8 protein-coding genes are annotated in these 16,101 nt (G+C 63.8%); 5 read left to right on the top strand and 3 right to left on the bottom strand.

Translation table 11 applies throughout. The annotated features are described in order from the left end of the window. The first annotated feature begins 1 nt into the window (after position 1). Genes pglX through IMZ11_RS21665 form a run of 4 tightly spaced genes read left to right on the top strand, consistent with a single transcriptional unit; the run spans position 2 to position 11,299 of the window. The gene (gene pglX / locus IMZ11_RS21680) at positions 2-4,282 is read left to right on the top strand and encodes a BREX-6 system adenine-specific DNA-methyltransferase PglX (protein ID WP_228644183.1); all 4,281 of its coding nucleotides are present in this window, start codon (positions 2-4) and stop codon (positions 4,280-4,282) included. Continuing rightward, on the top strand, positions 4,279-7,209 hold the full coding sequence (pglZ, locus tag IMZ11_RS21675) for a BREX-6 system phosphatase PglZ (RefSeq protein WP_228644182.1): 2,931 nt from the start codon (positions 4,279-4,281) through the stop codon (positions 7,207-7,209). The genes pglX and pglZ overlap by 4 nt, the downstream gene beginning before the upstream one ends. Further along, a complete protein-coding gene (gene brxD / locus IMZ11_RS21670; protein WP_228644181.1) occupies positions 7,206-8,543 on the top strand; it encodes a BREX system ATP-binding protein BrxD in 1,338 nt (445 codons plus the stop codon). The genes pglZ and brxD overlap by 4 nt, the downstream gene beginning before the upstream one ends. Next, positions 8,540-11,299 (top strand): DEAD/DEAH box helicase, encoded by a 2,760-nt coding sequence (locus IMZ11_RS21665; protein WP_228644180.1) that lies wholly within the window; start codon positions 8,540-8,542, stop codon positions 11,297-11,299. Before brxD ends, IMZ11_RS21665 begins: the two co-directional genes overlap by 4 nt. Here IMZ11_RS21665 and rhuM read toward each other — a convergent pair. Both rhuM and IMZ11_RS21655 read right to left on the bottom strand, forming a co-directional pair. Next, positions 11,262-11,738, bottom strand: coding sequence for a RhuM family protein (gene rhuM / locus IMZ11_RS21660; protein WP_228644179.1), 477 nt, complete (start codon positions 11,736-11,738; stop codon positions 11,262-11,264). The two genes, IMZ11_RS21665 and rhuM, sit on opposite strands and share 38 nt — an antisense overlap. Before the next feature lie 366 nt (positions 11,739-12,104). Beyond that, a complete protein-coding gene (locus IMZ11_RS21655) occupies positions 12,105-14,717 on the bottom strand; it encodes an NB-ARC domain-containing protein (protein WP_228644178.1) in 2,613 nt (870 codons plus the stop codon). 674 nt (positions 14,718-15,391) lie between these two features. Here IMZ11_RS21655 and IMZ11_RS21650 point away from each other — a divergent pair. Then, entirely contained in the window at positions 15,392-15,703 is a 312-nt protein-coding gene (locus tag IMZ11_RS21650) for a hypothetical protein (protein ID WP_228644177.1), read from the top strand. Between the two features lie 59 nt (positions 15,704-15,762). Here IMZ11_RS21650 and IMZ11_RS21645 read toward each other — a convergent pair whose 3' ends face one another. Continuing rightward, positions 15,763-16,026: a hypothetical protein gene (locus IMZ11_RS21645; RefSeq protein WP_228644176.1), complete on the bottom strand. Its 264-nt coding sequence runs from the start codon at positions 16,024-16,026 to the stop codon at positions 15,763-15,765. Positions 16,027-16,101 lie beyond the last annotated feature (75 nt).

Below are 16,101 nucleotides of genomic sequence, written 5' to 3'. Positions count from 1 at the left end.
GGTGGCGACGACCATGTCCATGACTTCCAATGCGAAGCAGGCACTCGCAACGACGATCCGGTCGCTCCGCGCTCGGCTGCTTGAGGACCTCCACGCCGCCACGGAGACGGCCTACCGGCTCTCGGTGCTCAGTCGTGACGCCGGACTGGACGAGGCTGCCCGGGCCAGGCGCAGGCGGCTGGAGGCGTGGGTGGCCGAGCAGGTACGGGCACAGGGCACTACCGGGGCCAAGAGGGATCGGTCCCCGCAGGACTTCCGCCGTGAAGCCGAGAAGCAGGCGGCCTATACCCTGCTGAATCGGCTGGTCATGCTCCGGCTTATGGAGGCACCGCGACCATCAGGCCAGCCGCTCCGTGCACCCGCCGTGGTGACCGGTGGCTGGGAGAGCCGCGCGTACCTGGACTTCCGGCAGCTCGCGCCGGGAATCGTACAAAACGATGAGACCGAAGGCTACGCATTCCTCCTGCGCCTGGTCTTCGAGGACCTCGCCACCGAACTGCCTGGCCTCTACGGCCCAGCGGGCGTGGCCGACCTAGTTCCTATTCCGGCAGCGACGCTCCGGCACGTCATCGATGCCCTCAATTCCGAGGCGCTGGAAAGCTGCTGGACCGACGACATGACCCTCGGCTGGGTCTACCAGTACTGGAACGATCCCGAGCGCGAGGCACTCGACGACAAGCTCAACGGCGGTGGCAAGGTCGAGCCGCACGAGATCGCCAGCAAGACGCAGATGTTCACCGAGCGCTACATGGTGGACTGGCTACTCCAGAACAGCCTGGGACCCATGTGGCTGACTATCTGCCAGCGCCACGGGTGGATGCCCGAGGTTGCAGCCGACGGCACGCTCGACCGTCTTGAGGAGCGACGGGCCGAATGGCGGGCAAAACGCGCGACGGGCGAGGTCACGCTTACCGACCTGATGCCCCTTCATACCGACGCGGAACGACGCTGGGTCTACTACTTGCCGCAGCCGGTCCCCGAGAGCGCCGTAGCGCAGGTGCCCGAGACCGTCCGCGACCTGAGGCTGCTCGACCCGGCCGTCGGCTCGGGGCACTTCCTGGTCGTGGCACTCGACCTCCTGGTGGCGCTCTACCGGGAGGAAGCCCGACACCGAGGCGAGACCGGCCAGGACCGCTGGTCCGACCGGGCCATCGTCGAACGCATAATGTCGCACAACTTGCACGGCATCGATCTAGACCCAAGGGCAGTGCAGATCGCCGCGGCAGCCCTGTGGCTCAAAGCCCGGCAAGTGGCCCCCGACGCCCGGCCCGAGCAGCTGAACCTCGTGGCCTCCCGCCTGCGCCTCGCGAGCCTGGCCGACGACGACCCGGCGCTCGTCGAACTCCGCCGCGAGGTGGAGCGCGAGACCGGGATTCCGGCCGCGCTGACCGACACGCTGATCCACGCACTGCGTGGCGCCGACCATCTGGGGAGTCTGCTCAAAATCGACGCTGCTGTGGATGAGGCCCTGGAACGGCATGAGACCATGCTGGGCCAGGCGGTGGACGAGCAGGGCGACCTGTTTAGCGGGTTCAGCCCGGAGCCCGCGCGCGTCACCATCGGCCGCGCGGAGGCCAAGGCCACCTTGCTTGACCGCCTGGAACGGTTCTTGTCGAAGCACACCGGTGGCGACGACCTCGGCCTGCGGTTGCGCGGCGAGCAACTTGCAGCGGGCGTGCGCTTCATCCGGATGGCGCGCGAGAGCAGCTACAACCTGATAGTGGCGAATCCGCCATACCAAGGCACCAGCAAGATGGCCGAGACGACGTACGTCTCTCGGACATATCCGCTCGGTAAGGAGGACCTCTACGCGGCGTTTCTGCTGCGCGGCTTGGAATTGGTCCGCGACGGCGGCGTATCGGCGATGCTCACGATGCGGAACTGGATGTTCATCAAGCAGTACTCGGCACTGCGGGAATATCTGTTGGGGGCGCACGAGCTGAAGGCACTCGGCGACTTCGATCGGGGGGCATTCGAAAGCGTGCCCGACGAGAGGGTCAGCGTTACCGTGTCGATATTTGCCCGTGGCGGCTCGACCGTTGGGGCCAGTGCGCTCTGCCCTACGCCTCGAGAAGACACATCACGAGACAGCGCACGAACCCAGCGAAAGCGCGCGGCCACCATCTGCCAAGAAGGTCGCCACACCTTCGACCCGGCCGCACTCAAGGTCGTACCGGAGTGGCCTCTCGTTTATTGGTGGAACAGCGAGCTGCTTGGACTAGCGGCAAGTGGGAAACTAATTGGTAAAGTTGGTTCCCTGCCAATCGGGCTACAGACAGGGAACAACGACCGCTTTTTGCGCCGCCCTTGGGAGGTGCAACCATCTACAATAGACACAAATCGTAGATTCCAGGCCTGCGTTAACGATCAAAAACCCTGGAAGGCATACGTTAAAGGTGCAGCCGGCACTCGCTGGCTTGAGCCACTTTCTTTCGTAATACGGTTCTCCAGGCCATTGCATCCCGCTTACGGGACCCTGCCAAGCGCTCGCTACGGGCAAGGTTCGGATCACTACTATCATGAAGGTGTCGCTTACAACACAAAAGGCAATACTTTCTCCGCGCGGGCAATCCGTTTTGCTTCAGTTTTCGACGTGGAAGGTCGAGCGCTATTTGGCATGCCCCAAGCTCAGGCACTTGCACTACTTAACTCTCCCGTTGCACGATACGTCGCCGCATCCCTCAATCCCACCATTCATTTCACTGCAGGCGATGTTGCCCGCATTCCTACCCTGGAAATTGGTGGTGCTCAAGCCATCTTTAGCCATCTGGAAAGCGCGTTCACCCTGCACGAATCTCACCGTGAACAGTCCGTCGAGTTTCTGCGCCCCGGGCCCTCCCCATGGCGCCACGCCCAGGACTGGGCCCAGGCTGCCGTCGACCGCCCCAAAGGGGCACCTCTTCCTGAGTACGTCGAGCAGCTAGACCCAGAACCCGCCGCGGACCACCTGAGCTTCGCCCTCGGCGTCGCTCTTGGCCGCTTCGGCCCGGCCGATACCCCCGCCGAGGGCATCCTTAACCCCGCCACTGCGGACCTCTCGCATGCGCTCCCGCATGGCATCCTCTTCCTCGATACCACGCTTGACGCCGTGGACCGCCGCGATGGCCTTGGCCACCAGGCGACCGCACCGCTGCACGCCGCCTGGGCGGAGTACGCGTCAGCGATCGGCACCCGACGGAGCCTGCGTGACTGGCTGGCCCTCGACTTCTTCAAGGACGTCCACAAGGGCATGTACGAGAACCGGCCTATTCACTGGCCGCTCTCCTCGTCGGGCAAGACCTTCGTGGCCTGGGTAAACATCCACCGGATGAACGACCAGACCTTGCGGGTGCTGCTCGCCGACCATCTCGCGCCGACGCTCGCTCGCCTCGATGGTGAGTTGACCGACCTGCGCGCCGCTCGTAACGGCGCCGACAAGAATGCCGCCCGAGACGCTGAACGGCAGTACGACCGGGTACTGAAGGCTCGGAGTGAATTGCAGGAGTTCATCGCTAACGTCGAGCAGTGCGCCGACCAAGGTGCGCTGCCGACCGACGGCCAGTGTCCTGCCCGCGAGCAAGACAACCGCTACGCTCCTGACCTCAACGACGGTGTGATGATCAACTCGGCCGCACTCTGGCCGCTACTCGACCCGCAGTGGAAAGACCCGAAGAAGTGGTGGAAGGAGCTCGCCACCGCGAGCGGTCGGAAGGACTACGACTGGTCCCACCTGGCGATGCTCTACTGGCCGAGCCGGGTCGATCGGAAGTGCCGGCAGGACCCGAGCCTTGGCGTCGCGCACGGCTGCTTCTGGCGCTACCACCCGGAGCGCGCCTGGACCTGGGAGCTGCGGCTCCAGGACGAAATCGGCCCTGAGTTCAGGATCGAGGAGCCGCCCTACCGCCCCGGCGGCCGCGACGTGGACGACGCTGGTGATGTCCTGCATCGTGAGGCCTTTCTGCGCGGCCAGCCGACAGCCGCCCTCTCCGCCATCGAGAAGGAGGCCATGCGGCGCATGGGGCGCGGCAAGAATCGGCGGGGCGTGTTCGAGATGCGTATCCTCGAGCCGGGCCTCTGGCCGACCCACGCCGAGGCCCTCTGGCAGATGGAACTGCGCCTGGCCGAGCGGCAGGGCGCAGAGATCCGCATCCTCGCCCCCGATGAGGCCTCGGCCCGTGCGATGTTCGAGGCGGCGCATCCCGAGCGGGTGCAGTACCGCAAGAGCTTCCTGGCCAGCCTCGTCCCGCCCATCGACCTATTCAACGACGAAGACGCGGACGACGGCAAGGAGGACGACACGTGACGACCGCAGTTACCTCCCCGCCAGCATCGGGACTCGGCGGCCCCGTGTCCGCGGTCCTGGAAGCCGACCTGCGTTCGCGGGTACGCCAACGTGGCATCGTCGTCTGGCTCGACCAGGCTGGGATCTACAGTGAGTTCGTCGAGCGGCTCCAGGCGTTGCGTTCCGCCGGCGCCTTGCCTTACCAGGTCGAGGCATTCCGAGGCAGCCACCTGGCATTGATGATGGCGCTCGACGGGGTGGCCACCGGGACGGAGACGGTACCTCTGGTCATCCACCTGCCGGGATTCAGCGAGGAAACCGTGCGGCAGACGCCGCTCTTCGAGCTCTACGCGGCCGGCGTACGGTACCGCAAGGCGCTCGACACCCTCGTCACCGAGGCCGCCTCAGGACAGGCACGCCCCGACCAGATCAGTTCCTTCCGGGCCCAGCCCGGCATGACACTTGCTGGTGCCGACGCCTGGCTTAGCGCGCTCCTCGACGGCGCAGAGGGCGGCATCGCGGCACAACTCCGGGCTATGAGCCCAACGGCCGTCCTCGATGACCTACTCACCGGGGGAATCATCGCCGGGCGGATCGGCGAGCACGATACCGAGGACGCGCTCTGGGAGCGGTTCGCCGCCTGGATCGGCCTCCCCTCCTTCTGGCGCGATGTCACGCTTCCCCCCTCTCAGCCCCGCGCCGGAGACGTAGCGTTCGCCGCAGCGAGCTGGGCGCTGTGTGTGGAGTACACGGATGACCTGAGGCGTGCGCCGGCTAACGACCACCTGGCGTCCGCTGCTGCCCTGCCGCGCCCGGTTATCGATGCCTGCCGCGACGTGGCTGCTCATCTTCGGGAGCACCACGCGGGCTTCTACCAGCGGACGGCCGACGAGACGGAGGCGCTGCTCGCCGACGAGGTCGAGCAGGCCCAGGCCGAGGACCTCGGCGCCATCGTCACGTTCCGGTTCGAGGAGGACAAGGTCCTCAAAGCGGCACTGGCCGCGCTGGGCCGCGCGGCCTACGACCAGGCCGCCGGATGGGCTGACCCGCGCGTGGAGCCCACGTCGGCCGACACATCCTTCTGGCTCCGCGATGACCCCGCACGGCAGTCCGCCTGGCAACTCGTCCACGAGGCGGCTCGTCTCGGCCAGGAGATCGCCCGCGCGGGAATGCGGATCGGCGTGGACGCGAGCGTCGACGCAGCCATCGAGACTGCCATGGCGGTCTATGCCGAGCGTGGCGCCGCAGTCGATCAGGCGCACCGGCTGCTGGAGCAGCGGCGGGTGGCCCTGCTCTACCCGCTGCTTCCCGAGTTCGAGACCCTGCGGGCGCGCCTCGACGGAATGCGGCACGCCTGGCGTGAGTGGGCCGATGCCTGGGCTGGCGAGTTCAACGCACTCTGCATGGCCCACGGCTTCCTGCCAGGTACCTCGCACCAGCAGCGGACGCTCTTCGACGAGGTGGTCCGGCCGTCGGCCCAGGAGCCGGGGGCTACCGCGTACTTCGTTGTCGACGCCCTGCGGTTCGAGATGGGAGAGGAGCTTTATCGCCAGATGGAGGGGACCCCGGCCACCACCGCGGCGCTACGGCCCCGGCTCGCTGAGCTCCCCACCGTGACGGAGGTGGGGATGAACGTGCTCGCACCCGTCGCGCGCAACGGCCGCCTACAGGTCTCGCTGGCGGGCGACGCCGGTGGGGTTAAGGGCTTCCAGACGGGTGAGTTCCGGGTCTGTGACCCTGAGACGCGCAAGCGGGCAATGCACGACCGGGTTGGCGGCGCGACCTGCTCGTGGTTCACCCTCGAGGAGGTGGTCAGCCGTGACACTGTTTCGCTCAAACGGTCGGTCTCCCAGGCGCGGCTGGTCGTGGTGCACAGCCGGGAGATCGACGAAGCCGGCGAAAAGGGCATCGGCCCTGCCGTGTTCGACCTCGCCCTGCAGAAGCTCCGCGCTGCCTGGCGCGTGCTGCGCGAAGCGGGCGTGCGCCGGTTCGTGTTCACTAGCGACCACGGGTTCCTCCTGTTGAACGGCGACACCGCAGCCGCCCAGGCTTATGGCCGCCGAATCGACCCGCAGCGGCGACACGTCTTCTCCCCGGTGGCGGCCGACCATGCAGGCCAGGTCAGGGTCGCGCTGGCGGATCTCAAGTACGAGGGCACGAGCACGGGCACGAGCGTCATCTTCCCGGAGAGCACGGCGGTCTTCGACACAGGCCGGCGGCCGGTGGACTTCGCGCACGGTGGCAACAGCTTGCAGGAGCGTGTCATCCCGGTACTTACCGTGGTGCACCGCACGGCGGCCGGCGGGAGTGGCGTCAGGTACGGCGTTACAGCTGAGGCCCGCGAGGGAGTGGCGGGGATGCACTGCATCGAGGCCAGGGTCGAGGCCCTCGAGCAGCAGTCGCTGGACTTTGGAAGCCTGCAGGAAATTGAACTCGCCGTTCGCGTCCCCGACGCCGAGGACGTGCAGGTCGAGCTCTGCCAGGCTCGTGGCAAAGCGCGGATTGCGGGCAGCACAATCGTCGCCGCCGTCGGCGAACCCTTCGAGCTCTTCTTCCGGCTCTCCGGAGCCACGGACACGCGCACGCTCATCGAGATCCATCATCCGAGCGCCGTCGCGGACGTGGTGCCTTGCGTGCCGGATGCCCGCTTTCCTGTCACCGCGATGCGGGCGCCCGCGGCATCAGCCGCCACCCCGCCGACGACCAGCCCGGCAGTCGGCACAAGATGGCTGGAGCAGTTCCCTGACCCTGGGATCCGGCAGGTGTTCGAGCACCTGGCGGTGCATGGCGCGGTCACGGAGAACGAGGCCGCCGCGATGCTGGGAGGCCCACGCGGCCTGCGCCGATTCACCCTCCAGTTCGAGTCCTATGCCCAGAAGGCCCCTTTTATCGTGCGCATTGACGTCGTGGCCGGGGTGAAGCGATACGTGCGGGAAGGAAGCGCATGAGCACACTGACCCAGAAGGATGTCAAGCACATCTTCGAGGCGCTGCGCAAGGGCTTGGTGCCGGAACGAGGACTCGATGCGTTCGCGGTCGGCATCGAGAAGCAACTCGGGGAACTGCACCGGCAGCTCGACCTCGCGGGGGACGGCGAGGGCACCGTCAAGTTCCTGCGCGGGGGCTATGGCTGCGGGAAGACCTTCATGGGACGCCTTGCCGTGCTCGACGCGCAGGCCCGGGGATTCGCGACCAGCTTCGTTGTCGTCTCCGATAATGACCTCAAGTTCCACCGGTTCGACGACGTGTACCGCAAGGTGCTGACCGAGCTGGGCACCGCATCGTGCCCACGCGGGGCCCTGGGCGATGTTCTCGACCGCTGGATCGGACGGGTGGAAGAGGCGCTCATCGCGGCCGGAGAAGACGACGCGGACCCGGCGTTCGATGCCACGGTGGCGAAGCGTCTCGAAGAGGACCTTGCGGCCATGACGGGTGGCCGGGCGCCTCAGGACTTCGTCCGCGTGATTCAGACTATCTTCGAGCTGAAGCAGCAGGGAAACGTGGCGGAGGCGGGAGCCCTCATCTCCTGGTTGTGCGGCAGCGGCAACGTCGCCGCGTCGGTCAAGCGGACCGCGGGTATCAAGGGGGACATCGAGAGCCGCGATGCCCTTGATTACCTGCGGGGAGTCCTGGAAATCGTGAAGGCCGCCGGGTACAAGGGGCTGCTCGTCGTCATCGACGAGGCCGAGACCATCCTCCGGATGCGTTCGGACTCGCGGCACAAGTCCCTCAACGGGATCCGGCAGATCGCCGACGCCTCGGGCTCCTATCCGGGCATGCTCTGGGTCTTCACAGGCACGCCGGAGTTCTTCGACACCAGGCAGGGCGTCGCAGGCCTCAGTCCGCTCCATGAGCGGATCCGGTTCCTGAAGCAGGGCCGCTTCGCCAGCCTGCGCCAGGCCCAGCTCGAGCTTGTCCCCTTCGACGCCGAGCGTCTCCGCTCCGTCGCGCTTCGCCTGCGCGAGCTGTTTCCCACCGCTGACCACGGCCGCCTCGATCAGAAGATCAGCACGGCCTTCGTGGAGCGGCTCGTCGCGGAGGTGTCAGCTGGCTTCAAGGGCGACGTTGGTGTGGTGCCGCGCCAGTTTCTGCGTGAGTTCGTAACGCAACTCGATCTAGTCGAGGAGCACGCGGACTATGAACCCATGTCCGAGTATGGCTTCCAGGCCACGGACCTCAGCCCCGAGGAGCAGCACGTGCTCTCCGGGACCGCGCTCACCAGCCTTGCCCCTGCCCCCGATGACGAAGCAGAGGGGCTGGTGCCGGCCGAGGACGTGTGGTGAGCGTCTTCGCCCGTTTCTCCCCCCGCCTGCAGCACGCGATCGTGTCCCGGCTCGGCTGGCCGAGCCTGCGCCCCGTACAGGAAGAGGCAGGAACGGCGCTGCTCGCCGGCGACAACACGATCATCCTGGCCCCCACCGCCGGGGGCAAGACCGAGGCGGCGATCTTCCCTGTCCTCTCACAACTCGCCGATAACGAGCCGGACGGGGTGGGCGCACTGTACGTCGCTCCGATCAAAGCGCTGCTGAACAACCAGGCGGACCGGCTCGGGCTCTACACCGAGATGATCGGGCTGCGGAGCTTCGCCTGGCACGGTGATACGCCGAGCCACTCCCGGCGTCAGTTCCTCGGAGAGCCCGCCCAGCTCCTGATGACGACACCAGAGTCACTTGAGGTGATGCTCCTGTCGACGCGAGTGGATGAGAGCAAGCTCTTCGCCGACCTACGGACCGTGATCGTGGACGAGATCCACGCGCTGGCCGGATCCGACCGCGGCGCCCACCTGATGAGCGTGATCGAGCGCTTGGCGCGCATTTCCCGGCATGATGTCCAGCGCGTCGGGCTGTCCGCGACCGTAGGCAACCCCGAGGCCATCCTTACCTGGATGCAGGGCACGTCCGGCCGGAGCGGACGCGTCGTCAGCCCGCCGAACCAGCCGAGGCCTCGGCAGATCCTCGTCGTCCACCGTCTAGGCCTCGCTGAGCTCTCCCGCGACGCGGCGCAGGTCGCAGCGGGCCGCAAGAGTCTGTTCTTCTGCCAGTCCCGGTCCACGACGGAGGCCGTCGCTGAGCACATGCGGCGCGCCGGCACCACCGTGTTCGTCCATCACAGCGCCGTATCCCGGGAAGAGCGCCAGCTCGCGGAGGAACGCTTTCATCACGGCGGCGACGCCTGCATCGTGTGCACCTCGACGCTGGAGCTGGGAATCGACGTCGGCGACCTCGACCGGGTCCTCCAGGCGGAGGCGCCAGACACCGTGAGCTCGTTCCTGCAGCGCATGGGGCGAACGGGGCGGCGAACGGGGCAGGTGTCAAACACCACGTTCCTCTGCGAGACAACCGAGGGAGTGCTGCAGGCTATCGCCTTGGTCGAGCTGGCCAGGACTGGCTGGGTCGAGTCAGTCGAACTCGACCACCGCTGCTGGCCGGTGCTCATCCACCAGTTGCTCGCCATGGCGCTGTCAGGGGACGGGATCACCGGCGAGGATGCCTGGGAGCACCTGGCGCGCGTGCCTGACTTCCAGGGCATTCACCGGGCCGAATACGACCGCCTTCTGGCGTGGATGGTTCGAGATGGCTCGCTCCGGCTCGCCAGCGGGCGGCTGGTCCTGGGGCCAAAGGCGGAGCGCCGGTTCGGTCGCAAGAACTTCATGGAACTCTTCGCAGTCTTCTCCAGCCCGCAGACCTACACGGTGCAGGCCGCCGATGGCCGCCCCCTAGGCTCGCTCAGCCAGGCGTTCGTCGACCGGCTCGTTGACGGGGTCAGCAGCTTCCTGCTTGGCGGGCGTGCATGGGCCGTCCTCCACGTACGGCATGATGACCGCCGCGTCATCGTCGAGGCGGCGCCCCGCGGTCGCCAGCCCACGTGGGGAGGGTTCCTCCCCCAGTTCCTCAGCCTCAATCTCTGCCAGCACATTCGGTCAGTGCTGCTCAGCGAGACGCGCTACCCATACCTTGATGACGCCGCATGGGAGGTCCTCACCGATCAGCGTGCTTCCATGCGGGAGATAATCAGCTCCGAGCGCGGCAGCGCGGAGTTCGATGACGGGGAGATCCGCTGGTGGACCTTCGCGGGCGGACGCATCAACGCGACGCTCCGGTATGCACTTGAAGCGGTCGCAGGAGACTGGCAGGTCATCTCCGACAACTTCCTGGTCAAGGTACGCGGCGCGGCCGTTGGCAGAGACCGCTTCCGTGACGTGCTCAGCAGGCTAGAAGAACCCGAGTTCTGGGAGGATGAGCGCCTCTGGGCACAGGTCGCCGAGTCGCTCCCGGGCTACCGCCTCAGCAAGTTCCAGCCGGTGATGCCGCCCTGGGTCGAGCGCGAGGTAGTCGCGAGCTACCTGCTCGACGTCGGCGGAACCTGGCGATGGCTCTCGAAGGGCGAGACCCGCCTCCCACGGCTGCCCGATAGCATCCGGACTCTGACAGTAAGCGATGCGGAGCGAATCACCCAGCTTCCGGAGGCGCCAGCGGAGCTGCCCCTTCTGCGCCGCGAGGAAGACCGGCCGCTGATCTGGGTGAGGACGCCGTCACAGCTCACGGAGGCGGTCGCTGCCCTATCATCCGAGTCCGTCATCGGCCTCGACGTCGAGACCACGCTGGCGAGACGCACCCTCTGCCTGATTCAGATGGCAGGCCGCGAGGCAACCTACCTCATCGATGCGCTTGAGCTACCCGATCTGGAGCCTCTCAGCCAGCTGCTCGCGAACGGCGAGACGACGAAACTGATTCACTACGCCTCGTTCGAACGTGAGGTCCTCGGCCGACAGGGCTTCGCGCTGAACGGTGTGGTCGATACTCGCGAAGTATCGACCCGGCTTCGGCGCGGCGCGAGCGGACACAGCCTTCGCGAAGTGTGCGCACGCGAGCTTGGCGTGGAACTCGACAAGAGGGAGCAGACCAGCGACTGGACCCGGCGGCCTCTTACCGAGAGCCAGGTGACCTACGCCGCCCTAGACGCCGAGGTGCTACTTCCCTTGTTTGCGCACTTCGAGGAGGTCACGCATAGTCCTCCGACTGCCAGCTCCCAGCCCTGAAGGTCTGGCCCCTCTGACGCGAGCCATAGCCAGAGTCGTAGTCACCTGCAGCGGCGAACAGATCCCGGAGCTTTTGGTAGAACCGCTTCTCCGAGGCCCGGATCTCCCGGATCCGCTCGAGCAATTCGTCGAAGTGATCGAACCCACCTGGATTCTTCAGGCGCTCACCGTTGAGGACGAACCCCTTGACCAGATACTCCCGCAACACCGTGGTCACCCAGGTGCGGAACTGGATACCTCGTGCCGATCGGACCCGGTAGCCGACCGCCAGGATCATGTCCAGGTTGTAGACCTGAACCTGCCGCCGCACCTCGCGGGAGCCCTCGATGCGAACTATCAAGTCTTGCTTGATAGTTGCCTCCGAGACCTCGCCGTCCCTCAGGATCGCGAGGATGTGCAGGTTGATGTTCTGAACGGTCCGGTCGAACAACTCGGCCATCTGAGCCTGTGTCAGCGCGTTTCGCCTCCGGCGGGGGCGCTCCGGCTCCGGGATGCCGCCGAGCTGGAGAGTGCGGGCCGGAGGTGGCTGGTGGGAGCCCGCGCATCCCTCCTGCCATCGACCCAGGCGGAGCCCAGCAGACCGGCTCCTCCGGCGCAAGCCCGTCTGTGACCGCTGGCGTCCAATGGCCGAGGAACGGCGACCGGCTGACGTACACGCGAAGACGGGTTTTCACCTACGTCGCCGGCCCGCTGCTCTTCAAGTGGGTCGACGGCATACGGGATGCGCGAGCGGGGGAGAAGTGTGCGGGGCTGCGCAGGCATTTAACTCGCGTGTCCGGGTAGCGAGGTAGGGTGTTGAGTTAAATTATGTAATGTCGTTGCTTACTATTCGGATATTCATTGCCTGGGGTTGGTCCTCTTCATTGCGAGTAACACTGAAATTGACTACGGCGCCGCGGAGGTATCGATCATCCCGGAAATCTCGCAAGGATCCGCGATGAAAAAAGACATTATTCGGGTAGTCTGGATGCTTGATAAAGCCGTACCTGCCGGTCCAACTGATAACTTCTCCTACTAGCACTTCTGGACATGTCGTGCTATTGCTGTCACCGCTCGTTGGCTTATTTACGTCTAGCAGTTCACGGGTCAACCTGATCACCTCGCTAGACGTGGTTCCTTCCCGAGATAGATAGGGGAGCAGGCGCACGAGATGCGTCCACGGCTTTGATCCCCCAAAGAGAGACCGATTTGATTGTAATCCAGTGAGCATGGTAACTAGCTCGGCGGTAACGGCGTCGAGTGGAAAACCGGGCTGTGAAGACGCGCGAAGCGCTGTCTGAACTGCTTCCACGACAGAGCTCGCCAGTTTTAAATCTAGGTGTCCTGCGCCGATTGCTTCGAAGCCAATTGTGAATCCGGTATAGGCCTTATCGAATGCCTCGACTAATAAATGACTCTCTAGGGATGCGTCGCCCCATCTCCGCCAACAATCTACCAGCGATGTAAGCGCAATAAGTCGAGTTTTACCTTCTGCCTTCTCGAGTGATTCTTCGAGAAGAGTTTGGCCTTCAGCGAATTCATGGTTCCAGACCTTAAAGGTGCCTAGGCTGAGAGCTGTCTCGTGACTGTTAATCGTATTGTGTGCTTCTATGGCATAGGGCAGTGCTAGCTGTACTTCATGCATTATGCGAGCCAGGTGCCCTGCAAGAAAATAAGCCACGATGGCATACGCTTCGTCTGTGTCCGCTTTAGACAGGGCGGACTTGTATAGTGCGAGAGCTTTGTCCCGCCGACGTTGGGTTGATGCCAAGAATGCTGCGACCCTGTCCACTTCCCAATAGTCGGGGTTCAGCGCTCGTGCTCGTTCGATCAGGGCGCGGCCCTGGCCAATATCGCCCCGTTTACTAAGTGAAAGTGCGAGCCTTAAGAGATGGGCTGTCGGCTCATCCTCGGGCCCTCTCACGCGAACAACATTGGGCCCAAGCATGCGTAATGCTTCTTCTGCTCTCCTGCGCTCGGAGCTGCGCACATATTGCTCCTCGCGATGCATGATCTCGCTTATGGACACTCGCGTATGCGGTTGACTCTTAAGGAAGAGCCGAGCTGCTGCGCTCAGACCGAGTCGAGAAGCCAAGCCTCCATGAGGGTCTGGTTCATGAACTACCAACGAGCCGCGGTTGAGCTCTTGGGCGGCTGTCCTGAGGTCGTCGATGGGTAGATCAGTCAAAACCGCGAGTTCGTCGAATGAGACACTACGATCCAATGCGTCAAGCACCGCAAGCAGATGCTTCGATTTTTCGGACAACGAGTCATATACGTTTTTGACACAAAAGTTCACAAGTTCGATTTGGTTGCGTAGAGTACTGACCGGCTCCTTGCCAGCCTCTACCGACAAGATATACCAGCGGATGGCAAGTGGACTGTGGCGCAACCGCTTCAGTATCTCATGCAGACTCCTATCGCTTAGTCGGGTCAACGAGTTGAGGCCTCGTGTAGCCGCCATCTTTCGGAACAACAACTCTGCGTCTTGTGGCCGAAGTGGGCCGAGAGGATACCTACGCTCTATTTGACCGACGCCCAGGCGACTAGTGAAGAAATAAGTAACCGATTCAGGCAAGCTGTCGTACAGCTCGATGATTTCTTCGCCTTGGGCGGACTCCAGATTGTCTATGATCACCAGAGCGGTTACGCCTTGCAGGGCATTGGCCAGGTCGCTTACAGTGCCAGAAAATGATCTATCTATTACTTTCCCAAACTCTTTTGTTACGCCCGTGATGTCACGTACCGCCCTCTCGATGCTACGCACGCCTGATGCAGTGAGCATCTCAGACTTAAGGGACGCCCATAGTACGCAGTCGAAGGGAGAATCCGGATCATCGACGACTGCGTATGCAACTTCCAATGCAAGCGCCGTCTTTCCAATCCCTCCTTCGCCGGTGACGGTAATGATGGACTCTCTGCGCTTTTGAAGTACAGATTTCAGTTTTGCGACATCTTTACTGCGGCCGATCAGTCCTGTTTCGTCATAATCCGCTTGCGGAAGATTGTGCAGTATCCTCTCCGCGGGGAGCGGCAGTGTCTCGAACGCTGGTTCCCAAGTACTATCAGAGTCCAGCTTCTGAAGAGTCCTCTGAGTGAGCCGCCAATGGCGGGTTGTAAAGCCCCGCAAGACAGACAAGGTGTTTGTGGGATCATCTGCACGCAATGGCCGGCCATGCATCACGCGGTTGCGGATTGGCACCAGCTCGTCCATCCGGATCGTGTTAGACCTCAGCTCCTCGGCGAGTTCACTTGGCAATTTTGCTCGCTGCCTATTGAGGATGTCATAGCACTGTCTCAAGAACAGATAGTGCGCTATAGGGACATACTCGTCACCCGCGTCGGCTGCCCGAAGTTCGTCAGCATTAGAAAAGTCTGGCCCAAGCGCATCCGACTCACTTAGATGATCGAGGACATAGCGCTCCAGTATATTGCGCATGTCTTCCTCGAAAGAGGTTAGCAAGGCATAGATTCGCGATCGGCTCATTCGTATTTCCAAGGCAGATCCCCTTCCTGGGGTGTGCCGGACGTAGGGCTCGATGGGTGCAAGCAAACGTTGACAGGATCGAGTGTCGGGTTGCTCAGTGTAACTCGCCTTAGTCTGGAATCTGTGCTTTGCCGCTTGCTGTTACGAGATCTGGATGAAGGACGGACGTCTGTGCTGTTTTGGGGTCGTCCACATGATTATGGTCAAACCAGTTGGGTCGCATTCGGTCCGCCCAAAACAGCTTCATCGGCAATCTTTATCTGCGTTGCAGAGGGTTGATCTGGCTGATGGTCCGCATTTCCGAGTGCGGCTCCACTGCAGTTTGGCGATGGATCAACGGCATACGGGGCGCGGGGGGTGCAGGATAGTATGAGCCAAGAAGCTTGATCATCTCGGCGTGCAATATGTGTGCAATGATCTTCTCTGACGCAGGCGGATGGCAGAGCGGAGGCGCAGGTCAGAGGCGGAAAAGTACCGGAAAAGGTCACGTGCTGTAAAACCGTCGGCTCAGCCTACCCAGGTTCGAACCCTGGACCTGCCACCAGGGATTTTCCCAGCTCAGAGGCCCTACGGGGCCTCTTTTGCTTTTCCAAGACATGCAGCCGTGTGCCGCCCAGAGCGGCTGTATGTCGATGATCGCGCAATATACGTGCAATGATCCTGAGGGCGTTTCCGCAGGTCACGGCCTGATTCTTGAGGTGGGATCGCTGCAGGCCCAGGCTCGAAGGCCGTACAGTCCCTCCGATGAGGTGCGAGCCTTCACGCTCGAATTGGTCGAGGCGCTGTCTGACGCGGCAGAGTTGGACGTTGATACCTCCGCTCAGGAAGTCATCGCGGGCTGGCGGGCCACCGCCCGGATCAAGGCCGACCCGGATGACCATGTCCAGGCGCGTAAGGCGACCAGAGGGGACTTTGGGTCGGCCGAGGTTCCAGCATGAGCCACCGTGGTGGACATCCGAGAACCTCGGCAAGCCCCTCGACAGCTCCAGGTCCGGCACTACAAGGTGCGGGCGAACGGTGTCGAGCGGTCGGCGGTGGTCGAGCTGGTGTGCCAGGGCGGCGAATGGCTCACCGAGAAGGACAGGGTGGTGTGCCGCGGCGGTGGCGAAGTCAGGGGGTGTCGTAGCCGATCCAGTTGATGTACCAACCGCTGGGCATCGGCGACTGTCAGGGGTATGCCGTCGCGCCATTTGAGGTAAACGCTGAACTTGCAGGCGGTGACGTCGTAGATGGCACTGCTGCCGACCAGGTCGTACTGCATGCCGTCGGCACCTCCAATGGCGGTGAGGTAAATGGGGCTGCTGGTGAACCCGCTGCGGAGGTCTGCGATGTAGAT

This window comes from Microtetraspora sp. AC03309 (assembly GCF_020826795.1).
Classification (GTDB): Bacteria; Actinomycetota; Actinomycetes; order Streptosporangiales; family Streptosporangiaceae; genus Microtetraspora; species Microtetraspora glauca.
This window is presented reverse-complemented; position numbering and strand designations above follow the sequence as displayed.

Coding starts and splice junctions, on each gene's coding strand:
- brxD (WP_228644181.1), top strand. CDS start 7,206: ATGAGCACACTGACCCAGAAGGATGTCAAGCACATCTTCGAGGCGCTG.
- rhuM (WP_228644179.1), bottom strand. CDS start 11,738: ATGGCCGAGTTGTTCGACCGGACCGTTCAGAACATCAACCTGCACATC.
- IMZ11_RS21655 (WP_228644178.1), bottom strand. CDS start 14,717: ATGCGCAATATACTGGAGCGCTATGTCCTCGATCATCTAAGTGAGTCG.
- IMZ11_RS21650 (WP_228644177.1), top strand. CDS start 15,392: ATGTCGATGATCGCGCAATATACGTGCAATGATCCTGAGGGCGTTTCC.
- IMZ11_RS21645 (WP_228644176.1), bottom strand. CDS start 16,026: ATGCAGTACGACCTGGTCGGCAGCAGTGCCATCTACGACGTCACCGCC.